The organism is Sporomusa sp. (assembly GCF_035561155.1).
In the GTDB taxonomy this organism is placed as follows: domain Bacteria; phylum Bacillota; class Negativicutes; order Sporomusales; family Sporomusaceae; genus Sporomusa.
On sequence record NZ_DATMYD010000158.1, the window covers coordinates 13149 to 35050 of the forward strand.

The 21902-nt window shown below is 44.1% G+C and carries 19 protein-coding genes; 4 read left to right on the forward strand and 15 right to left on the reverse strand.

Annotation, left to right across the window (positions count from 1 at the left end):
* Positions 1 to 168 precede the first annotated feature (168 nt).
* Entirely contained in the window at positions 169 to 1440 is a 1272-nt protein-coding gene (gene pepT, locus VN447_RS21825; protein WP_325528323.1) for a peptidase T, read from the reverse strand.
* An 89-nt stretch (positions 1441 to 1529) separates the two neighbouring features.
* Positions 1530 to 2300, reverse strand: coding sequence for a 4,5-DOPA dioxygenase extradiol (gene ygiD / locus VN447_RS21830; RefSeq protein WP_325528325.1), 771 nt, complete (start codon positions 2298 to 2300; stop codon positions 1530 to 1532).
* Positions 2301 to 2497: 197 nt separating this feature from the next.
* On the opposite strand from ygiD, the gene VN447_RS21835 reads away from it, so the two are divergent.
* From VN447_RS21835 to VN447_RS21845, 3 genes are read left to right on the forward strand one after another with little or no spacing between them, the layout of a single operon-like run.
* The gene (locus VN447_RS21835) at positions 2498 to 2971 is read left to right on the forward strand and encodes a MarR family winged helix-turn-helix transcriptional regulator (RefSeq protein WP_325528326.1); all 474 of its coding nucleotides are present in this window, start codon (positions 2498 to 2500) and stop codon (positions 2969 to 2971) included.
* Between the two features lie 59 nt (positions 2972 to 3030).
* Positions 3031 to 4281 carry a diaminopimelate decarboxylase gene (lysA, locus tag VN447_RS21840; RefSeq protein WP_325528328.1) on the forward strand — a complete coding sequence of 417 codons (1251 nt, stop codon included), beginning with the start codon at positions 3031 to 3033 and terminating at the stop codon, positions 4279 to 4281.
* A 23-nt stretch (positions 4282 to 4304) separates the two neighbouring features.
* On the forward strand, positions 4305 to 5543 hold the full coding sequence (locus VN447_RS21845; RefSeq protein WP_325528330.1) for an LL-diaminopimelate aminotransferase: 1239 nt from the start codon (positions 4305 to 4307) through the stop codon (positions 5541 to 5543).
* A 134-nt stretch (positions 5544 to 5677) separates the two neighbouring features.
* Here VN447_RS21845 and VN447_RS21850 read toward each other — a convergent pair whose 3' ends face one another.
* The 11 genes from VN447_RS21850 to VN447_RS21900 form a co-directional block, all read right to left on the reverse strand.
* The gene (locus VN447_RS21850; protein WP_325528332.1) at positions 5678 to 6112 is read right to left on the reverse strand and encodes a hypothetical protein; all 435 of its coding nucleotides are present in this window, start codon (positions 6110 to 6112) and stop codon (positions 5678 to 5680) included.
* The gene (locus tag VN447_RS21855) at positions 6105 to 6698 is read right to left on the reverse strand and encodes a GTP-binding protein (protein ID WP_325528334.1); all 594 of its coding nucleotides are present in this window, start codon (positions 6696 to 6698) and stop codon (positions 6105 to 6107) included. The genes VN447_RS21850 and VN447_RS21855 overlap by 8 nt, the downstream gene beginning before the upstream one ends.
* An 89-nt stretch (positions 6699 to 6787) precedes the next feature.
* Positions 6788 to 7585 (reverse strand): methyltetrahydrofolate cobalamin methyltransferase, encoded by a 798-nt coding sequence (locus tag VN447_RS21860; protein WP_325528336.1) that lies wholly within the window; start codon positions 7583 to 7585, stop codon positions 6788 to 6790.
* A 61-nt stretch (positions 7586 to 7646) separates the two neighbouring features.
* Positions 7647 to 9026: a methyltransferase MtaB domain-containing protein gene (locus VN447_RS21865; RefSeq protein WP_325528338.1), complete on the reverse strand. Its 1380-nt coding sequence runs from the start codon at positions 9024 to 9026 to the stop codon at positions 7647 to 7649.
* 23 nt (positions 9027 to 9049) lie between these two features.
* Positions 9050 to 9688, reverse strand: a complete 639-nt coding sequence (locus VN447_RS21870; RefSeq protein ID WP_325528340.1) for a corrinoid protein — start codon at positions 9686 to 9688, stop codon at positions 9050 to 9052.
* 352 nt (positions 9689 to 10040) lie between these two features.
* Positions 10041 to 10703, reverse strand: a complete 663-nt coding sequence (locus VN447_RS21875; RefSeq protein WP_325528342.1) for a corrinoid protein — start codon at positions 10701 to 10703, stop codon at positions 10041 to 10043.
* A 14-nt stretch (positions 10704 to 10717) separates the two neighbouring features.
* A complete protein-coding gene (locus VN447_RS21880) occupies positions 10718 to 11989 on the reverse strand; it encodes a PocR ligand-binding domain-containing protein (RefSeq protein ID WP_325528344.1) in 1272 nt (423 codons plus the stop codon).
* Positions 11990 to 12053: 64 nt separating this feature from the next.
* Entirely contained in the window at positions 12054 to 13895 is a 1842-nt protein-coding gene (locus VN447_RS21885; RefSeq protein ID WP_325528346.1) for an ASKHA domain-containing protein, read from the reverse strand.
* Entirely contained in the window at positions 13873 to 14550 is a 678-nt protein-coding gene (locus VN447_RS21890) for a DUF1638 domain-containing protein (RefSeq protein WP_325528348.1), read from the reverse strand. Before VN447_RS21890 ends, VN447_RS21885 begins: the two co-directional genes overlap by 23 nt.
* Positions 14551 to 14784: 234 nt before the next feature.
* The gene (locus VN447_RS21895) at positions 14785 to 15669 is read right to left on the reverse strand and encodes an MBL fold metallo-hydrolase (RefSeq protein WP_325528350.1); all 885 of its coding nucleotides are present in this window, start codon (positions 15667 to 15669) and stop codon (positions 14785 to 14787) included.
* Between the two features lie 37 nt (positions 15670 to 15706).
* Complete coding sequence (locus VN447_RS21900; protein ID WP_325528352.1) at positions 15707 to 16543, reverse strand: polysaccharide deacetylase family protein; 837 nt, start codon at positions 16541 to 16543, stop codon at positions 15707 to 15709.
* A gap of 276 nt (positions 16544 to 16819) precedes the next feature.
* On the opposite strand from VN447_RS21900, the gene VN447_RS21905 reads away from it, so the two are divergent.
* Positions 16820 to 19405: a RyR domain-containing protein gene (locus VN447_RS21905; RefSeq protein ID WP_325528354.1), complete on the forward strand. Its 2586-nt coding sequence runs from the start codon at positions 16820 to 16822 to the stop codon at positions 19403 to 19405.
* An 83-nt stretch (positions 19406 to 19488) separates the two neighbouring features.
* Here VN447_RS21905 and VN447_RS21910 read toward each other — a convergent pair whose 3' ends face one another.
* Both VN447_RS21910 and VN447_RS21915 read right to left on the reverse strand, forming a co-directional pair.
* The gene (locus VN447_RS21910) at positions 19489 to 20487 is read right to left on the reverse strand and encodes an aldo/keto reductase (RefSeq protein WP_325528356.1); all 999 of its coding nucleotides are present in this window, start codon (positions 20485 to 20487) and stop codon (positions 19489 to 19491) included.
* Between the two features lie 92 nt (positions 20488 to 20579).
* Positions 20580 to 21890 carry an amidohydrolase gene (locus tag VN447_RS21915; protein ID WP_325528358.1) on the reverse strand — a complete coding sequence of 437 codons (1311 nt, stop codon included), beginning with the start codon at positions 21888 to 21890 and terminating at the stop codon, positions 20580 to 20582.
* Positions 21891 to 21902 lie beyond the last annotated feature (12 nt).

The following is a 21902-nucleotide window of genomic DNA, read 5'->3' on the forward strand; positions in this document are numbered from 1 at the left end:
GATCCGCAAAAACGGTGTCTTTGTCTCACCAAGATTACTCTGCCTTAATCCGTCTGCACTTGATTAGCCATAAGGGGTAGCGATCGCTCATTATAAGCTAAAACGATAGCAGCTCTATCAAAAGCGCTTTTGATAGAGCTGCTATCATTTTTAACCTATAATCGGTTATTATCTACGACTTTTTTCATAAACCAATTTGGCAATCTCTACTACCATAAGACAAGACTTTTCAAAAGCATTAACAGGTAAGAACTCGCAATTTGAGTGAAAATTATGAGCGCCCGTAAAAAAGTTAGGTGTAGGTATTCCCCGTACCGAGAGAGCTGAACCATCTGTTCCTCCGCGCATGGCAATCAATTTGGGGGTAATCGCCAAGTTCTCCATCGCCATATAAATATAATCGATGCATTGCCTGCTCTCAGTTGTTAATGAATCTGCAATATTTCCATATGTATCCTTAATCTCGCAGGAAATCTGCGCTTTCGGGTGACGTGCAGAGATAAGTTTCACCAAATCGGCGATATATATTTTCCTTGCTTCATAAAGATTCTTATCAAAATCCCGGATATTGATGTTCATTTCGGCGGCATTCTGGCTGGCTGTTAGTCTATTTACCCAAAAATAACCTTCTTTTCCATCGGTATGCTCGGGCGTATCTTTCCGATCCAAATGGTTGATGATGTCATTCGCGATCAAAATCGGATTGACCAGTACTCCTTTTGCCGACATGGGATGAGCCGTTACCCCTGTAATATTGATCATCACACTGCCAGCGTTGAATGTTTCGTAGACGATTTCACCAATCTCACAGGAATCTATGGTATAGGCGAAAGCAACAGGAAAGTCAGCTAGATCCATAGTCTTAGAACCGCATAATCCTATCTCCTCATCCGGAACGAAAGCCACGTAGATATCGCCATGGTAGCAAGAAGGATTTGCTGTAAGTTTTTCGAGGGCCACCATGATCGAGGCGATCGCGGCCTTATTATCGGCTCCCAGCACGCTAGTACCATCTGTGACAACAAGGTCTTGGCCTATATATTTTAGGAGTTCCTCATGCTCAGAGGCTTTCATCCAAATATCCAACTCCTTATTGAGCAGAATATCGCCCCCGGCATAGTTTTTCACTACGCGTGGGTTAACGACTGGACTTATGCTGACATCCACGGTATCCAGGTGGGCCAGAAATCCGAGGGGAGGTACTTGTCCAGCATAACCCTGTGGAAAGTTAGCGGGCAGCTTCGCCGTGAGGATCGCCTGTTCAGTAAGCTTGATATCAATAAGTCCCAGATCATCCAGATCACCTTTGATCAATTGCGCTAACTCCATTTGTCCAGGGGTGCTGGGAATAGTGGCGCCCCCTGCCTTGCTCTGGCTCTCAACTGCGGCGTATCGAAAGAACCTTTCTAATAATTTCGCCTTACAGTCTAAGTGATTCATTGCATTATCCATCCTTTCGGCTTTTGCAGCACGACATCTTGTTTCAATCTTAATATTCGTACACTTGGCAGTAATAAAATCTATTACTCTCAGTCACTAATAATAAAACTGCGCATAGATATTGACCCATTCTGGATGTCGGTGCAGGTAAAATGCAAATTATCGCTTTCTTCTTGTAATGCTATTGAATAAAGCATTGGCAAATAGTGCTCATTGGTAGGAACAGCTATATTTGCATAAGGCAATTTTTCATAGTTAATTAAGCTTGCATGGTCACGATTTACTAGCGCCTCCGCTATTTGACCGTCAATCTCCGCAGCCCAGGAATAGACATCACTATATAGCTGCGAAAAATCTATCCTTGAAAGATTATGCACAATATTACCACTCCCGATAATAAGAACCCCCTCTTGTCTTAAAGGTGCAAGTTGTCTTCCCATTTCATAATGATCACGAGGAGATTTTCTTACATCAAGGCTTATTTCCAGGACAGGAATATCGGCACTCGGATACATATGTTTCAAAACTGCCCAAGCCGCATGGTCAATTCCCCGATTATTATCGACTTGAATCTCCCTTTGCGTAATTTCCTGCACTAAGGCTGCCATTTCCGGCGACCCAGGGCAAGTGTATGTTGCCTGATATAACGCTTCAGGAAAGCCATAGAAATCATAGATAGTTGGTGGCGCCTTAGAACCTGTAATATAGGTTCCTCTGGTCTGCCAATGGGCCGAAACGACAACAATAGCCTCTGGCTTTGGAAGCTTTTTTCCCAAATCAGCTAGGCTACGCGTATAACTGTTGTCTTCAATGATATTTATAGGGGATCCATGCCCAACAAACAGTACTGGCATTTTCATCGAAAAATCACCTTCTTATATTATAATCGTATTTGCTTTATACTTCGGGAAGAATCCACCATTTCCTTCCAACCCTTTCAGATCAATGCACGAGAGCCAGAATTTTAGTTTCATATATATTTGCTTATTAGTATAAGGACATCATTGACAAATATTTGTTTGTATGATACAAATAACATAAAGGGGCGATCCAATAAATGACAGATCACACTATTGATATAGATAAATACAATCGCTGCGTAGAAGACATCGGCGAATTACTGCAACGGACAGTACGGATCTGCCAACTATTTGAACGCGAGCAAATCAAAGTCCATGGATTTACCAGTTCACAATGCTATATACTACTGGAGATTCTCAAGAACGATACATTGACGATAAATGAAATCAGCACCAAGATGAATTTGGAGATAAGCACCATTACGAGAATTATGGACAATCTGGTGCGAGACCAACTCCTTGTACGCAACCGGCTTAGTCATGACAAAAGAGTTGTTGAAGCGGCTCTTACCGAGAAGGGAAAGCATGAAGCCAACAAATTACGTGAAAGCATCCGTGACTATTATAAAAACGTAATATCCCATCTCCCACCCGGTCATGTACGAGAAGTAATGAGCGCAGTTGAACTGCTGCTGACAGCAGTAGAACAGTCAAATAATCAGAGCAGATAATTTTTTCATCAATACTTGTATTATACAAATATTATAAAACGTTAGGAGGTATAAAACTTATGCAGTATGTTCAAGCCAAAGTGACCCAGCAAACAAATTTCTATGGTAAGCACAACCCGGTCGATCTCATCAAAAAGTATGGGAGCCCGCTATACGTTTACAACGAGCGAATACTACGGGAACGGTGCCGGGACATCAAGAAGCTAGTGAAAGGTCCGGATTTTATTGTAAATTACTCGGCAAAGGCCAATAGCAATCTGGCATTATTAAAAATCATCCACGATGAAGGCTGTTGTGTGGACGCTATGTCACCTGGTGAAATCTACGTTCAATTGCAGGCAGGATTTAAACCCGAACAAATTCTTTACATTGGCAACAATGTCTCGGCAGAGGAAATGAAATACGCCAGTAATCAGGGCATTCTGGTGAGCGTTGATTCGCTGTCGCAATTAGAGTTATATGGGAAAATCAACCCACACAGCAATGTCGTTGCCCGGTTTAATACCGGAGTTGGTGCCGGGCACCACCAAAAAGTAGTCACCGGGGGCAAAAAAACCAAATTTGGGATCGAGTCTGCTTTCATACCAGAGGTAAAGGATATTCTTAAAAAATATCATCTGCGCCTCATCGGAATTAATCAACATATCGGATCACTATTTATGGATACTGATTCATATATAAGCGGTGTTCAAGCACTGCTGGACGTTGCAGCGCAATTTTCGAACCTGGAATTTGTCGACCTCGGCGGCGGGTTTGGCATACCATATCATAAATACCAAAATGAACCGCGCCTGGACTTGGCTGCTTTGAGCGAAAAATTAAGCAAAGTTCTCACCGATTGGGTAAATGAATACGGTAAACAGGTGCGATTTAAAGTCGAACCTGGCCGGTATTTGGTAGCCGAATGCGGTATTCTCCTGGGAAATATCCATACTATAAAGACTAATTATTCAACAAAGTATATTGGGACAGATATCGGCTTTAATGTACTCATGCGGCCGGTTCTGTATAATTCCTATCATGATATCGAAATCTACCGCAGCAGTAATGCGCAGTCACGCAACCAGGAGGCAGTCACTATTGTCGGAAACATTTGTGAAAGTGGCGATATTATCGCCGAGGATCGAAAACTACCGGAAATCTTTGAAGAAGACATTATTGGGGTGCTGGATGCTGGCGCCTACGGCTATTCCATGGCATCCAATTACAACAATCGTCTTCGCCCTGCCGAAGTTCTGATCACAAACCACGGCGATGATGTGCTGATCCGTCGCAGAGAAACGTTAGAAGATTTAGTACGGCATTACTAGTTTAGTTGAAAGGAGTTAAACAAATGGTAAACAATTTTATTCAACAGTTGTTTGCTCAACGCATTGGGGGCAATTTGTTTGGTAAAGATACGGTTTTGTATAAGTTCGAAAAAATAAAAAGAGCCAAACGGGCCGCAATAGCAAAGAATCCTGGAATGGCCCTGATCGATTTGGGAGTCGGGGAACCTGACTGGATGGCAGAACCAGAGGTTGTTGAAATCTTATACAATCAAGCCAAACAAAAAGAAAATCGCGGCTATACCGATAACGGAATTCAGGATTTTAAGGATGCAGCCGTCAGCTATATGGAGTCCGTATATCAAGTTACCGGTTTAGATCCTATAACTGAAGTAAACCATGGCATTGGTTCCAAACCAATTTTGGCACTCCTGCCGCTGGCATTTATTAACCCCGGCGACATTACGATCATGACGGTGCCAGGTTATCCTGTTATGGGTACCATGACAAAAGCTTTGTATGGCGAAGTTCTAAATTTACCACTACTAGAAGAAAATGCGTTCCTGCCTGACTTGGATTCACTCACTGCCGAACAACGCCGTAAAGCCAAATTATTATATATTAATTATCCAAATAACCCAACAGGCGTAACGGCAACTAAGGAATTCTACGAAAAAGTAGTCAAATTCGCCCGTGAAAACGAAATTATCGTCGTCGCTGATGCAGCCTATGCATCCCTTACTTTTGACGGGGAAAAACCACTGAGCTTTTTGTCAGTAGACGGAGCTAAAGACGTGGGCGTAGAGATTCACTCATTGTCTAAAGCCTATAACATGACAGGTTGGCGATTAGCCTTCATCTGCGGTAACGAGCTAGTTGTCAAAGGCTTTGCCGCAGTAAAGGACAACAATGATTCAGGCCAATTTGCTGCAATCCAAAAAGCAGGTGTCTACTGCCTGCAACACCCGGAAATAACGGAGAAAACGGCCTTAAAGTACTCCCGTCGTCACGACATGCTTGTTGCAGCGTTGAGTAGTATTGGTTTTTCTGTGAGAAAACCCAAGGCTTCGTTTTATCTCTACGTTCGCATCCCGCAAGGAACAAGGGCTGGGCGGGTATTTAATTCTGCAGAGGATTTTTCCGAATATCTTATTACTGAAAAGCTAATTTCGACTGTTCCCTGGGATGATGCCGGATCCTATATTCGATTCTCCGTCACTTTCGAAGCCAAAGACTTAGAAGACGAACGCCGAATTATTACTGAGATAAAACAACGCCTATCCGATGTTGATTTTGTCTTTTGATATATTGATTTAGGCGGTTCTTATTACGATCATCGGTATAAATGTTGACCTTACCGCGATTTTATGAACACAGGTAACATGTGTGATACATTAAAATTGCGGTAAGGTCATATTTAATATAAAGATCAAAATGATTAATATATAATCCGCTTCCTGCCGCCCGCTGTATAAGGAGATTTGCTTCGTGTTCTATAGACACACCCTCCCAGATCGTCGAGTGCTTCAGTTACTACTTTTACTACTTCACTCATTGTGTATCCAAAGACAAGAACGTTCACACACAGTTCTAAACTATTTAAGCTAACCTCTTCTCCGTTAGGCCAACACTTTGAGGGGGTGATATCTACCCGGGTTAAGCTGGTATGTGACAAAAAGAGAAACTGTTCTGGCGCTGATTCTGACAATTTGGCTAACACTTTAATATGTCCTAAAATAACCTCATTACGTGACAGTGCTCTACCAATCGATGCTATGAAGTCTTGTAATAAGCCTTCAACCTCCAGGGTTGTAAGTGACTTCTCAAAAACAATACGATGGTTCTGGCTAAAGACTGTTGCGTCACTATTCACAGCAAACGACCTCCTCTAGTATGGTAACAGGCAACTCTTTTGCTGCGCTGGTAATTACAACCTTCAAGTTGGCGTCAATTTCCCGTAAATCTCTTTCAATCTTCTGGGTGTCATCACCGGCAAGATCGGCTTTGTTGAGCACAATTAGATCGCTCCCTTCCACCTGTCCAATAACAAGCGGCTTTAACATCGCTACAAGTTCCGACCATCGTCCCCGATCGACAATAGTGACGGTTTTGAAAGCGGAGTACACCCTACTATATTTTTTGATCATCTTGGCCGTCTTGGAGGGATACGCCAGACCGGTCATTTCGATCATCAGCCAATCCGGTTTAATGGTCGCATGAATTTCATCCATAGCACTTATCAAGTCGCTGGTAATTTGACAGCATACACATCCGCCAAATAGCCGTTTCACTTGCAAACCACTGTCAGAAAAAAGTTTGTCGTCAACCCCGGCTGCACCGATCTCATTTTCGACAATGGCTACTGTTTCTTGGCGAGTGGTTGTTAGGTATTTCGCTACCTGCAGAATAGTTGTCGTCTTGCCAGATCCTAAAAAACCGCCAAAAAGCAAAATCCGCATATTTTCCTCCTTCATAAAGGATTGTACCCTTACGGCAGTAAGGGGCTATCCCCACACTGTTGGAGACAGCCCCCTTGCAAATATAATGGCTACCAGACAAAAGCATCCCGGCGATGGGCCTCAAGATAGTTTACACAGAAATTATCGCGTCCGGCCAGTGTTTCAGCCGTAACGATACTGGCCATCATGGCTTTATCCAGTGGGTTAATAATCAACCCGTCCAACCCCTTGGCAATCCCCATCACCGCAAACATCTGATTCATAAATTTACGGTTAGGTAACCCGTAGGAAATGTTGGATAGACCACAAATTGTATGTACTCCTGGATAATTGGCTGTAATGGCCTGGATAGCATCCAAAAATTCGATACCAAAAGAGTCACTTGTAGCTATTGGCTGAACCAAAGCATCCACGTAAATGTTGTCTATAGGTATATTGTGTTTTGTTAAGTTATTAATCAACTTATCAGCAATTCTCAACCTAGCCTCAGTGGTCTCCGGCATACCGTCATCACTCATGCACAATGCCACTACTTTGAGGTCCGTTCCGGCGACAACAGGCAGTAAAGCATTATACCGCTCTTTTTCCAAAGAGATCGAGTTGACCATCGCTGTTCCCTTATGGACCGCAAGAGCCTGCTCTACGCATTTCGGGTCAGGACTATCAATGCAACAGGGCGCATCTACTGCTTCTTGCACTACTTTAACCAGCCATTTGAGGTAATCTGCTTCTTTTCCCACAAAAATTCCGGCGTTTACGTCAATATAATTTGCTCCGGCTGCTAACTCGTCTTTGGCCACTTTTTGAATATGTTCAACATCCTGAGCTTCTATAGCCGCAGCGATGGCTTTGCGACTGGAATTGATCAACTCACCAACAACTATCATGTGATTTTTTGTCCTCCTTCTCCATACGTCTCCCGCTGATTTCCGGTTTCTCGATTAACTGTTAGTCAAGATCGTACTCGGAAGGGATAAACTTATCCAGTTCTAACTCGCCCTTTAATTCGTGCCAGAATTTTTCTTCATCATCAGGAATAGCAGCCACCTGATCATCCATAATATCCAGCCAGTTTTTCTCCCGTTCTGCAATAAAGACTTCCTTGTTATCCACGGCTTTTCTGATTGCGTCAATAGCTAACTTAGCCCCGGCTTTTGTTCTCAGGAAAGGAGTCTTGGCTTTGACCAGTTCTTTACTGATATCAAAGACCACATCAGGCCGCAGAATATAAGCCTGGGGATCCCATTTGGAATCAGAGTCAGCCAGTAGATCCCGGAAGGTAATGCCATAGCCTTTTTGCTTGGCCACATTCATCAGCCGGCAATCATAAATCAACTGTTCAATAGAAACAACAGGTGCGATGTCTGATAAGAGACGAACATTAGTTACCGATTCATTGCTCCACAGGTCGGCTACAGCGGCGGCGATATTGCCTACAGCGCTTAAATGAGCACAGGCTGCCGACTTTCCTTCCATGGCAATCGGTATTCCGGCGATGGCTTTTGCATAAACGCCTTCATAACCACAATCCTTATTCGGACCAACAGCGCCGGCTTCATAAGCAGCGAGGGTTCTCGCCGCACTTGCTACCCGTACTACTGCCGCAAATACATTGGGGATAAAGCCTTTGTGTGCTAAGACCATGGCGGTGTTGGCAAAGCCACAAGCGGTATCACCAGCAGCCTGGGCGCCATTTTCCTTGGAAATCCGTACGATGTGCTCCCAAAGGAACTTCATATCCCGCGTACCCATAATTCCCAAGGCAAAAATAACTTTAGTCAGGTCGGCATTAACAAGTGCGTCATCGTGGATTTCCTTGCCGCCGGTTGATTCAATGGCGATAAAGTCAGCCCCGCCCTTGGCAGATCCTTCAATTGTCTTAAGAAGATTATCAAAAATTTCACCGCTGCGCATAAGCGGCGGACGCTTAAATTCCCGCACATCGCCGGGCGTGCTGCGCAGAGCGCTTTTTAGCCCATATTTGGCTTCATACTCAGACATGGCATTGCGGAGAAGATTGCTGATTTCGATGCCCCATTCGGGTACAAGAGTCATCTCAGGCAACATTTCGAATTCTACCACAAGTCCGGGTGCATATAACTCTTTGGCCCGTTTTAGAACCCCATTAATCATTTCGCTATAAATTTCTTTGATTTCCGGCATGGTGCCTGCATTAACTTCCATGGGTGGCAAGGTAAAATTAAGCTCAGGATAGATTTCGCCGCCACCGATAACCATCCCGTTTTTGCATTTAACAGGATTGGGCGCGCTGCCATATACAAAATCGTTTAATGAATTATAAGCCAATTTATCAAAAGTTCTAGCCATTTAGATATACCTCCCCAAAATCATTACTGTTTTTTCGCCAGTATTTTTTTGGCAACATCAACCGCCACAACAGCATCTTCAGCATAATAGTCTGCATTAATGCTCCGGGCGTAGGTTTCGCTAACAGGAGCCCCGCCAATCATGAATACAAACTGGCTCCGTACGCCGGCTTTTTCGAATTCTTTGATTACACTGTCCATATACGGCATTGTTGTAGTAAGCAAGGCGGAGAGGCAAACCATATCGGCCCCAACCTCTTTGGCTTTATCTAAAAACGCCTGGGCAGATACGTCAATCCCCAAATCATACATTTCGATACCGGCGCCTTTTAGCATCATACGTACCAAATTTTTACCAATATCATGCAAATCTCCTTTTACAGTACCGATAACAGCCTTGCCGATAGGTTTGACCCCTGTAGCCGTCAAAATCGGTTCTAGTACTTGCATACCTGCATTCATGGCTTTTGCTGCCATTAACATCTCTGGTACATACATTTCGTTATTTTTGAATTTTTCTCCTACTACGGCCATAGCCTGAATCAACCCGGTATTTAATATTTCTGTCGGCGGTACATTCTGTGCCAGGGCCTCAGATACCATTTCTTTTACCTTTGCGGCACTTCCTTTTTGTACATTAAGTGAAAGTTGATTTAGATCCATTTTTCTTCCTCCCCTTGTTTTCTGATGGTGTTCTTCTACATTCATCACACTTAAGTCGCCATTGTCCATATATGCTCCGTCATCTGGAATCGGCGTATCCACCTCCTTCTGACCATACTGTTCCATATATTTCCTTTAACTGTTTTCATTATATCATTACTGCTGTTTTGAAAATTCGCAACAGTTGTGTACTTTTGAGTGCAATCCGTGCATAATCAATATTGTGAAGAAAAAAACAAGTTGAATTCGTCTGTATCAGCTAAAAGTCCATTATTAATAATACAAAGCAGCTTAGTAAACCTCCCCAAAAAGCAAAACAGCCGCCCCTTATTAAAGGGCGGCTGTTTGCTTCTTATGTGGCCAGCTTCCGTCTCAGTACAATCTTATTTAAATTGTGTTCCAAAAAGCTTTTGGCGTCCTTGGCACATTTAAAATAGCAATCAGCACCAATAGCACGGGCAAAGGCTTCATCCACCGGAGCACCACCGATGGCAACAATCATTCCTTGTCGCATACCGGCATCTTCTAAAGCATTAATCACTTTTCTCATTACAGGCATAGTAGTCGTCAATAATGCGGCCATCATCAGAATCTCCGCCTTTGTTTTGTCTACTGCCTGGATAAACTTTTGTGGCGTGACATCAATCCCCAAATCGACGATGTGGGCACCAGTGCCCATTACTGTCAATTTCACCAAATTTTTCCCAATGTCATGCAGGTCACCGGCCACAGTACCAATCACAATGGTGCCAGTTGTCTGACGCTTTACTTTATATTTCAGCTGCGGTTCCAAGACGGTCAGGCCGGCATGCATAGCTCGAGAGGACATTAATACTTCAGGTACGATGACCCTCCGGTGACTAAATTTATCGGCAACCTTGTCCATACCGACTATTAGCCCTTTCTCCAGAACAGCAAGGGCCGGATACCCCTGGGATAAAGCTTTGCAACAAAGTTCTATTACGGCTTCTGCATCGCCGGCCTTGACTTTTTCGGTAATTTCGGCATAAATCATGGCCATCCCTCCCGTTAAAACAAGCTATTACGATAAATCAACGGCGCAACACCGATGTGTTTGCAAAACACCTTAGCAAAATAACTTTGGCTTTGAAAACCGACTGCTTGAGATACCTGGGCAACACTAAGCTCCGGTTTTTTCATCAACTCAACTGCTTGTTCTACTCGTACCCGGGTAATATAGTCATTGACGGTACATTTGAGTTCTTGCCTGAACAAACGTGACAGGTAAGACGGGCTGATGAATAATTGTGCCGCTACATCGTCGATTTTAATAGGCTGAGAATAGTTTTCCAGGATAAAACCTTTGGCCTCATTAACCAAACCGCAGTGTTTTTTGTCCTCTAGCGACAGGCTTTGATCCAAGAATGCGGTAACCAACTTCTGCATGCGGAAAAAAAATTCTTCCATCTGGCGACATTCATTGATCTTTTCATTAAATTGATGCAGCATTACCATCACTACTTCAGGTTCAGCGCCACCTTCCACAGCGGCTCGGGAAACCAAAGCTGCCAATTCGATAATCCGCATTTTGATGGTCGTTTGCTCTCCGGTTGCTTTAACAAAAAGCTGGGTCAGCAATGTGTGCAGGTTTTTTTCGGCCCGTGGTTTATCCCCTAGCCGGATATAGCGGAGAAAGCTTCGCTCTCGTTGGAGATATGCACCATAATCATTTCCCTCTTTTGCGGTCGACAACTGCTGCTTTTTGCGGTCTTCCAACTCTTTGCGAATCCGCTGCTGCATCTTATATGTATCAACTTTTTCCAAAACAAGCAGGTCCCGTTGCATCAGTTGATTGACAGTGACATATAAAACGTCGGCCGCAGCCTGGAAACGGTCCGGGGAAATAATATCCAGTTGGTTTATTTTTCTTTCTACTTCCGCAAAGTCATCGACTTCCGGGTTCAATTCGCGCAGCTCCTGATAAAAAAAACGGTCAGGTTTCCACAGTAACACTTGGCTGCAAATAATACTCCCCAGCGAAATCCCTCGCAAGCTAATTGGTACAACCCAGATAACCAGGCCGGCACGGCAGCGGAAGAAATAAGGTTCCTCCCATTTGGATGCTTCCTGAGTAGCTTGCTTATAAGAAGCCCGGCATTTTGCTACCCCGCTGGGCTTACTGCGAATATACCGGCAAAATTCACAACGCTCGACTGTGTCAAACAGCCCGAAAGACTCTCCATTTTTGTTTACAATCGCCACATGCAGGCCGGTTGCTTTAGAAAAGTTCTCCAATACTTCCTGGAGATATTGCAGGTCGACCAGATTTCTGTCAATCATTGGCTTCACTCACCCCAATCCGTAGTCTCATCAAAACGTCTTACATTGCATCGGGGTAAACAAACTATATCTGGCATGGTGCTATGTACATGCTCTCCATAAAATACATACTAAACGTAGCACTGCCACCCAATTCCACGTGAGTAATATGATTCGCCCGCTGACGCAGGTTATTAAACGCCCGCTGGTCTAACAGCGCCTTAACTGCCCCGGCATGAGCCGCATTTCCTGCTGTCTTCAGTTTGTGCATGCTCATCTGCGGAATAAGACCAATGTCCACCGTACTTGCTAAATTAAGATGCGACGCGAAGGTTCCGGCCAGCACTACCGAGTCCAGATCCCCAACCTTCAATCCGGCAATATCCAGTAACGTCCGGATACCCGCACAAACCGCGCCTTTAGCCAATTGTAATTGACTGATATCACGTTGGGTTAAAACAACATCATTGCCATTTGCGTTATAGGCCAGGACAAACTCCCTGCCCTGCTGTCCATCGCGAATATGTTTTATCAGTCCGGGATTCAACTCGGCTTGTACCTCCGGATCATTAGGATCTTGAATGCCCCCCTGCTCATTGATTATACCGGCCCGTCGCATCTGCTGCACTACCTCAATGAGCCCGGACCCGCATATGCCTGTCGCTGTTCCACCACCGATGACAGAAATCGCTACTCCCTGTTCGTTGATCATTACCCGTTCAATTGCCCCAGGCTGAGCCCGCATGCCATAGGTAATTCCAGCCCCTTCAAAGGCGGGACCGGCAGCAGTGGAGCAAGCCCACATCCGTGAGCCGTCTTGCAAATATAATTCGCAGTTTGTGCCGATATCAATTAAAAGATGGCGGCCATTGGCCAAAAGTTCCTCTGCCCCAAGCACTGCCCCCAGAGTATCGCCACCGACGAAACCACCCACATTGGGAAATAAAAAAACTTTAGCCTGGGGATGTAGACCAAGCCCCACCTCGGTAGCATAGAGTTCCAAAGAAGCATTACACACCGACACAAAAGGAGAGAGAGCCAAATAGGAGACATCAAGCCCCAGAAACAGATGATGCATCGTAGTGTTGCCCACCACAACCACCTTATAAATTTGGGTGATGTCAATTTCTGCCGTAGTACACAGTTTATTCAACAATCCATTAATGGTATCGGTTACCGCTTTCCGAAGTAAATCGCGATTGCTCTGGCTATGATTAGCAAACTCAATACGGGAAATTACATCAGCCCCAAAAACGGTCTGACCATTCTCCGCCGCCGCCAACCGCACCAGACCACCTGTCTCCAAGTCGTATAGCGCAACGGCAATGTTAGTTGTGCCGATGTCAATGGCCACACCGTAAACAGGAGTTTTCCCTGCCCCTGGTAAGACATTCAAAATATGCCGGTCCCATAAAATAGCCGTAACAGCAAAGTTTTCTTGTCTCATCAAAGGGGCCAAGGTTTGCAACTGCGGCAACCCGATAGTCAGGTCAGTAAGTGAGCAGGTTTCCTGCAATTTCGCAAACAGCCGGTCCCCATCGCCCCGCTCATCTGCGAGCGTTGGTTGATCCAGGTTAACTTGTACCTGGAGTAAACCGCAATGCTGACTGCTTGCTTGTTCTGTAATAAACAAGAGTCCTTCCTTCCGGTCCACATGTCCACTCGCTCCACAGACCAGAGCCATTCCTTCATAGGGCTGAACATGGCAGGCAAGGCGAATTCCAGTGGCAATCTCCCCGGCACTCAGTTTTTGGTATTCCACTTCGGATGGTTCCGGCGCTTCACTTACTATTCTTATTTTACATTTCCCACAAGTCCCCTGCCCATTGCAGATATTAGTTACAGGTAGATTATGGCGAAGCAAGGCCGCCATTAGACTTTCCCCCTCTGACACAAGCACCGTTTCAGAGTTTACTTTGATCTGCATACCATTTCCCCTCCTCTAGTACTATGGGTTTGCCAGGAGCAAGCCGGATGACATCCGGATGTTGTTTCCTGTTAATAACTGCAGTCAACAGGGCAAGATCCCCCACAATCTCGCTAACGTCCCAGCCGAAGAATTCGGCTATCTGCCTTACTTTCTGCCGGCATTGTTCAAGTTTTTCCCCCTCACAGGTCTGGATAAATACAGCTTGTTGATATCTGCCATAAAGTGTCTGGATTAGATATGTAGCATCAGCCTCCCCGTATTTATCTACATATTCCAGGTATTCAGTATAAGGGTCTCGTCCATAGTCCAGCCATCCCTGGCTAAAATAATAGACCGCTGGATTAAGTTCAGAAAGTTGCTGTCGCCGCAGGTCTGAACCTAATAATAAGCTGACACAATCGTGGGCAACAGGCAGCACCATCGGTACTGCGCTGGAGACCAGCCCCTCCAATGCATGAGAACACCTTCCGTAGGTCAGGATAATCATGTCATAGGCCTGACTGTCATCAATTCTGCGCTGGATCTCTTCACGCAATTCTTCTGGGAAGGCATGTAATGAAAAGTCCAGAAACTCACAGTCGACATTTGTTGAAAGCCCCAACTCCACTACTTCGTTCTTAGTGGAATGACAGCCAATCAACTTGATTCGCAACTCTCTCCCCCCCAATCCAATAATATAGCAAATTTAATAAATGTAAAATTTATGCAACTATAATTCATGATATATAATTTTATTTTTAAAGTCAATTACCACGCAGCTAAGGAATAGGATTAACCTTTGATAAAAACTCCTTTATTCGCTTAATACATCGTTCCGGGTAAGTCAAAGAATCCTCTTACTGTCTAAATCAATTAATCTAAAAAAAATTGGCCATGCTGCTTGAAATTAACAGAATGGCCGGTTTCTTGTATAAATTTTTTCTTTTAATACAGTTTTTATCATGCCCTGTGCATTCAATCTAAAGGCGTTTGTTGGCTGCTCCAGCCTGCTTTGTTCATCACGAAATATTTTTTCATATTCGGTTAAAATTTCCTCTTCATTATATCCCTGCTCAGACAAATGGAGAATAAAATTTTTGGTTTCTTTTATGGCAGAGATACAGTTTGTCCAGTAACCAAGCATATCACTTTCATTCACCAGACCGAAATGTGGAGAAATAATAAATCGAGGATTTGTTGCCTGACATTTATGAATGGAGTCAATTGCATCAGAACAACTGGTTATAAAGCCAGGATAAATCTTTCCGGATTTACTCATATATCCAGTCGTTTCGCTCGGAAATAGAGTCTCATTATTAATTAAAAATGATAATGAACATTTTGTATGACCTTGTGTTTCAATCACCTTAATGCTCAAGCCACCTAGATCCAGTATGTCTCCATCACCGATGCTGTTATCTACTTTCAGCAATGCATCATCATATTCGATTAGGTCATCTGCACCATAAAGCTCGGCAGCTTGCATACTAAGACTCTTAATTGTGTTTAAAGCATTTTGCCTATTTAAAATTTGTTTGGCATATTCTGCCCCAAGCACCTCACTATTAGGCCATTCCTTTTTTAAATAGGGGATAGCACCGATGTGATCGTAATGAGAATGACTGATAAGTATATAATTTAACGTCCTTGTATTGAGTACTTGCTTAATGTTGCTGATAAGATTAGACGCGCAATATGCCATGCCACAATCAACTAAAGCTGTTTTTTCTTCACCCAGTATTAAAAAAGCGTTGCCGCCTTTTCCCCCTGTGACATCCACAATTTTATCCATTAATCATCACCCTATTTTCACCGACATTTGTTAGATTCTAATAATATATACTGGAATCCATAACCTCAGGTAAATAATCCAGTAGATTCGATTTCGTCTGATTTTTATTAAGTCTCCTAAATAATGTGTCAAAATCAGTAGTATTGAAGATTGGAATTCGCCTTAGTAAGAAGATATTGTCCCTGCTCGGTTTATTCAGGCCACTTAATACCGTAAATGCCCCTTGATAGCCACTAGCTTCCACCGCTTCCCAGACAGGCAGATTATAATAACCGTAGGGATAGGAAAAGAGCACAGCTTCCCGGTGGGTTATCTGCTCAAGCTGGCGTTTATTACCATAGATTTCGTTTCTTAGCTCCGCTTCGGTCAATTTGGTTAGATCACGGTGAGTCATGGAATGTCCGCTGACGCTGAACCCGGATTGGGCAATTTCCCGTAATTGTTGGGCCGAAAGCCGACGGTTGCTGTCAACATTAGTTCCCACCACAAAAAAAACAGCCTTAAACCCATATTTTTTCAAGATGGGCAAAGCGTAGGAGTAATTGTCATCATAGCCGTCGTCAAAAGTAAACATAATCGGCTTTTCCGGCAGGGACACCTCTTCCCCTTTCATGTAGGCAACCAATTGCTCCGGCGAGATGGTCTCGAAACCGGCCTGATGAAACAGTAACATTTGCCGTTCGAATTCATCAGCAGTAACTGTCAGCCGGGGTAATCCGCCGTCGTCATTTCCAACATGATGGTACAGCAGGACAGGAATGCCAGCTTCAAAGTCAGCGCTGGCGACAAGTCCCGAGAACAGCATCAATCCTATCAGAATTAATCCTATCACCTTTTTTTTGAGCGTCAATAATTCACCTGCTTGCCTTGGCATAGCAAACACCTCGAGGTTCAGTATATCATTTTTGGCGTTGAGGGACAAATGTATCAATATATATTCTCTCCGTTTGAACTAATCCCTCTTAGTAGCTAACGCCCTTTTTTACTTGGGTGTACCATCCGAAAATAGTATCCCTTGTCTTTTAATAATTTGTTTGACATAATACCATTATATTGATACATTCTTATTTAATATAAATATTACTATGCATACATATGGTTAAGTATTGATTATATAATTGAAATTCGCTCTAGAGGGAGGCAGCAAACTGTGAAAAGTACGAAAATAAATATTGTAGTCTCTGGCGATATATGTGTAAATGTACATCAGTGGAGAACTAGGCACAAATCCACCTCCGGGTTTAACTGGCAGTATTTCCCGCAATTGCACCACGATATGAAGAGTGGCACAGCATTATTATTAGCAAAACTTGTCGCCTTATCGACAGGAGCTTCCATACATTCGCCCAAGATACAAGATATGGGCCAGAGCCTGCCCCCGGAGATTCTGCGTTCCACTTTGGAATTAGACCTTTTTCCTGTAACTAATAATGAAAAAAACAACAGTAAAGTTTATCGAATCGCACAATTTCTTGGCTTTACCGGGCCGGCTTCCGGAGCACCTACATTGCTACCCATTATCGACGATGATGTAAACGCCGGGATGGTTATATTAGACGATAACAATGACGGTTTTAACTCACATGAAGAATACTGGCCCTTAGCTTTAAAATCACCTGATGCATCACCTATTGTTATCTATAAAACGAATAATCCTACCAGCTCAAATCCTATTTGGAAACGAATAGAGAACTTCCATATGGATAATACCATTGTGGTTATCTATGGGGATGACTTACGTGCCAAAGGAGTTAATATAAGTAAAGGTCTCTCCTGGGAAAAAACTGCATTGGACTTTGTTTGGCAGATTAATAATAACCCCAATCTCGCCTTTCTGGCCAATTCCCGTCATCTCATCGTGCCGCTGGGGTTGGAAGGCGCTATATATTATAGAAATGACGGAATAGCAGCCGAATCTCGCTTATTCTTCATGACAAATGAATTTGAGGGTAGTTTCATCAAAGAATCTCAAGGCAAAATGTATGGTCTTTCGTCTTGCTTTGTAGCAGGTCTTGCCCATAGCATTGTTTCCGGGATGCAAGTCCAAGAGGAACTAAGCAAGTCAATTGAGGAAGGAATTCGCGAAGGGATTGTCGCCGCCCAGAAATACTATAATTACGGTTTTGGTGAAAATATCGAGGAAAGCGATTTTCCCAATCCTTTGATATTTGTTGAAGGCGAAAGTGACTTTATCTACAAAGAGCATATCCAGGATGTACCGATTCGCAATTCAAATAACCCAAAATGCCGGGCCTGCTGGTACATAATTAAAGACAAAAGCTCTACCGGTTTGTCGGAAATTGCGTATGACATCGTAAAAAATGGAGAAAAGAGCGCGCTTAAATTCATCCCGATAGCCAAGTTTGGAAATTTAATCACTGTGGACAGAACGGAGATTGAAGGCTATCGAAGCATTAAAAACCTCATCCTGGAATATATTTCTGCCAAAAGCATCGTCCGTCCACTATCGATCGCCGTTTTTGGGACCCCAGGATCAGGGAAGTCGTTTGGCGTCACTGAAGTAGCTTCTAGTATTGCCCCCAATTTAATTCAAAAATTGAACTTTAATTTATCCCAACTACAGAGCCTGTCTGACTTAATAGCCGCCTTTCATAAAGTGCGGGACCTTTCACTGGAAGGTAAACTTCCACTCGTCTTTTTTGACGAGTTTGATTCAGCGTTTAATGGGAACCTGGGATGGCTAAAGTATTTTCTGGCACCTATGCAAGACGGAGTATTTCGTGAAGGAGATTCTCTGCATCCGCTCGGTAAAGCCATTTTCGTATTTGCCGGCGGCACGAGCAGTACGTTTACTGAGTTTTGCGGAGAAACGCTTCACGATGAGGCAGAGTACAAACAGTTTTTCAAGCAGTTTCAAAGCGCCAAAGGACCGGACTTTGTAAGCCGCCTCAGAGGCTATGTCAATATTTTAGGACCAAATCAAACAGATGAACACTGGGATCACTTATTTGTCATCCGCAGGGCCATGCTGCTCCGCTCACTGTTAGAACGCAAAACGCCCCATCTTATCAATGAGAGCAGGCAAGCTCAAATCGATGACGGGGTGTTACGGGCCCTCCTTAAAGCACCAAGATATAAACATGAATCAAGATCAATGGAAGCTATACTCGATATGAGCCGGCTATCCAATGCAAAAAAATGGGAACAATCGCATCTGCCCTCCAAGGAGCAGCTAAAACTCCATGTAGATGAAGAACAATTTTCACGTCACCTAATGCAGGATGCCTTCTTCAGTGAAAAGATTGAACAGCTGGCTATGGATCTACATAATAAATGTGTGCTCCCTACCCAAGATACTGACAATCCAAATTTAAGCTGCATGCAGCCCTGGGATGAGCTTAATGAAGAGTGTAAAATTTCTGCCCGCAACCTGGTAAAGCATATCCCCAATGCTTTGCGTAAAATAAACTATGATGTTGTCTCTGTAAAAGAAAAGCCAGCAGCTATTGAATTTACCGACAGGGAATTACAGATATTAGCGGAATATGAACATAAACGCTGGTCTCTGGAAAAGAAGGAAGCAGGCTGGAAATATTGTGATATATTAAATGAGCAGAAAAAATCGCATCCTTTATTGATTCCCTGGGATAATCTAAGTGCCACTTCCCAGAACAAGATTATTAACAATATTAAATACTGGCCAGAGATTCTGACAAATTCAAACTTTGCGATTGAGCGCCTTAAGTCTTTGTGCTTTTGCGAGACTCAATTTTAGCCGAACGTCTTTGTTAAATACAAAATCGCTATTCGCCCATCCTAAGGCAAATAGCGATTTTGTCATTTACGGGATACCGTTCTCTATCTGTTCCTGAGTTTATACTTTGACTCAAGTTCTTCTTCTAACCGATCTGTTGCACTTCCCGGACTTATAGAAAGCTTAGAGATTTCCTCACGCATTTCGGGATTCATAGAGAAATCAACTGCAGCCAATGATGCTTCTAACTGGCTTACATCCCTGGCACCAATAATCGGAGCAGTAACCGCCGGGTGTGACTGAACCCAAGCAATAGCTAAAGTTACAGGGTGTACCCCTATCTGCTTTGCATAATTAATAAAACGCTCCGCTATCGCGTAGTATGAAGGATCACTATACCGCTTACTATAGAGGTCCTTTTCAACAATTCGTCCTGCCTGCGGCCTTACACTGTTTGAGTATTTACCGCTTAACAAGCCGGCACCCAGGGGGTTATAGGCAATAACTCCTAACTGTTCCGATTCCGCTAGCGGAAGTAACTCTACCTCCGCCTGTCTTTTGACAAGATTGTACATTGGCTCAATACATTCAAAACGGGCTAGGGCATCCTTGGCGGAAATACCTAATGCCTTGGCTACCTGCCAGGCAGCCCAGTTACTTGCGCCAAGATAGAGCACCTTTCCCTGGTGCACTAAATCATCAAGCGCCCGTAAGGTCTCATCCATTGCTGTAATTGGGTCGAAGTAATGAATAAAATATAGGTCAATGTGGTCTGTTTTTAGTCTTTTGAGACTTTGTTCTACCGAACACATGATGTGGCGACGTGACGCTCCTACTGCATTAACGTCTTTGCCCACACGTTGTGAAACCTTCGTCGTTATAATGACATCATCCCGGCAATCTGCAATGACTTTTCCGAGAATCTCTTCCGCCCTACCCTCGCTATAGTTGTTAGAACAATCAAAGAAGTTAACACCGGCATCCCTGCACTTCTGAAACATGCGAGTTGCTTCCCCTTCATCCGCCTCGCTGCCAAATGTCATCGTCCCAAAGCAAAGATTAGAAACCAGGACGCCCGTTCTCCCTAATACTTTATAATTCATATTGCCCTCCTTATCTATTTAATATTTTTCAATTCTTGACATTCTATCAGAGTTACCAAGGGCTGAAAGTCTTGATCATCCTGTTTGCCTGCTCATCCATTCATAATTTCCTTATAAACTGACGCAAGAAATTTTGCGCCATTGGCAATTACATTCTCATCAACATCAAAGGCAGCGTTGTGGTGGCCGCCAGCGACAGGAGTGCCAAATAATACATACATAGCCTTTCCCCCGCGGCTCTGCACCCGCTCCATCATCGCCGTTACATCTTCTGAAGCATTTAGGCTGGCTTCAGCTACAACCTCCTTCACAGAAGGAAGCACTTGAGCTACTTTTGAACTTATTGCGACCAACTCAGGAGAATTGCTACCCCCGCAGGATACGGCTCCTGGCTTAATCTCAAGCTCTAAACCATACATTACCGCAGCGCCTTTGAGTACTTCATGTACCTTGGTGACCATATAGTTGTTAATCTCGTCAGTAACCCCCCGAGTCTCTAGCTTGAAGCTAGCCCGATCAGGAATAACATTCCAGTCAGTGCCGGCTGTCATCGTCCCCACGTTAATGCGAGAGGCCCCAGTGCCATGGCGAGCAATAGCATACAGGTTCGTCACAGCCGCACAAGCACCAAGCAAGGCATTCATACCTTCATCAGGACGGAGCGCCGCATGGGACGCCCGGCCACGGTATGTAACCTCAAAACGCGACAATGCATAGAAGTTGTTTACATTTAAAGCGATTTGCCCAGTTCGTTTCACATTTATGCCAACATGTCCCGAAAACAAGTAATCTAAGTCATCCACAACCCCGGCCGAGACCATGGCCGCCGCACCGGAAAGATTTTCTTCGTTAGGCTGGAAGATAAATTTGATTGTGCCCTTCACAGCCTCTCGGTTTTCCGCAAAATAGCGGGCCAGTAACAGGCCCATAGCAGTGTGCACATCATGTCCGCACATGTGAGCATAGCCAGGATTTTGCGAGGCAAATCCTTCGCGCGCCGGCCGGTGTCCTGGATCACTAGCTTCACACACCTCATTGGAGTCAATATCAAACCTAAAACCAATGGTGGGGCCGGGCTGGCTTCCCTTCAATACCCCGACTACACCGGTAAGCCCGCCCTTGGCAGGAGTAATGAACTTCTCTTTAACGCCAAACTGCAACGCCCGCTGAAACTCTTCGTTGTGTTTCTCCGTAGTTGGTGAAAGTATTAGTTTTTCTGAATCAACCACATCTTTCCCCAAGGACACTGTATAGCCCCATTCGGTAAGTTTCTCAGCTACCAGGCCGGTGGCATAATACTCCAGCCAAGCTGGCTGTGGACAGCGGTGCAGTTGACGCCGCCAAGCTACCGCTTCGGTAAAATACCGGTCAATAACTTCATCTTGTTTGAGATTCAATTCCATTTATCACATTTC

What these genes read in the sequence shown, in the direction of transcription:
- pepT (WP_325528323.1), bottom strand. Translation starts at nt 1,440, where the DNA reads ATGAATCACTTAGACTGTAAGGCGAAATTATTAGAAAGGTTCTTTCGA.
- ygiD (WP_325528325.1), bottom strand. Translation starts at nt 2,300, where the DNA reads ATGAAAATGCCAGTACTGTTTGTTGGGCATGGATCCCCTATAAATATC.
- VN447_RS21835 (WP_325528326.1), top strand. Translation starts at nt 2,498, where the DNA reads ATGACAGATCACACTATTGATATAGATAAATACAATCGCTGCGTAGAA.
- lysA (WP_325528328.1), top strand. Translation starts at nt 3,031, where the DNA reads ATGCAGTATGTTCAAGCCAAAGTGACCCAGCAAACAAATTTCTATGGT.
- VN447_RS21845 (WP_325528330.1), top strand. Translation starts at nt 4,305, where the DNA reads ATGGTAAACAATTTTATTCAACAGTTGTTTGCTCAACGCATTGGGGGC.
- VN447_RS21855 (WP_325528334.1), bottom strand. Translation starts at nt 6,698, where the DNA reads ATGCGGATTTTGCTTTTTGGCGGTTTTTTAGGATCTGGCAAGACGACA.
- VN447_RS21860 (WP_325528336.1), bottom strand. Translation starts at nt 7,585, where the DNA reads ATGATAGTTGTTGGTGAGTTGATCAATTCCAGTCGCAAAGCCATCGCT.
- VN447_RS21865 (WP_325528338.1), bottom strand. Translation starts at nt 9,026, where the DNA reads ATGGCTAGAACTTTTGATAAATTGGCTTATAATTCATTAAACGATTTT.
- VN447_RS21870 (WP_325528340.1), bottom strand. Translation starts at nt 9,688, where the DNA reads ATGGATCTAAATCAACTTTCACTTAATGTACAAAAAGGAAGTGCCGCA.
- VN447_RS21875 (WP_325528342.1), bottom strand. Translation starts at nt 10,703, where the DNA reads ATGATTTATGCCGAAATTACCGAAAAAGTCAAGGCCGGCGATGCAGAA.
- VN447_RS21880 (WP_325528344.1), bottom strand. Translation starts at nt 11,989, where the DNA reads ATGATTGACAGAAATCTGGTCGACCTGCAATATCTCCAGGAAGTATTG.
- VN447_RS21885 (WP_325528346.1), bottom strand. Translation starts at nt 13,895, where the DNA reads ATGCAGATCAAAGTAAACTCTGAAACGGTGCTTGTGTCAGAGGGGGAA.
- VN447_RS21895 (WP_325528350.1), bottom strand. Translation starts at nt 15,669, where the DNA reads ATGGATAAAATTGTGGATGTCACAGGGGGAAAAGGCGGCAACGCTTTT.
- VN447_RS21900 (WP_325528352.1), bottom strand. Translation starts at nt 16,543, where the DNA reads ATGCCAAGGCAAGCAGGTGAATTATTGACGCTCAAAAAAAAGGTGATA.
- VN447_RS21910 (WP_325528356.1), bottom strand. Translation starts at nt 20,487, where the DNA reads ATGAATTATAAAGTATTAGGGAGAACGGGCGTCCTGGTTTCTAATCTT.
- VN447_RS21915 (WP_325528358.1), bottom strand. Translation starts at nt 21,890, where the DNA reads ATGGAATTGAATCTCAAACAAGATGAAGTTATTGACCGGTATTTTACC.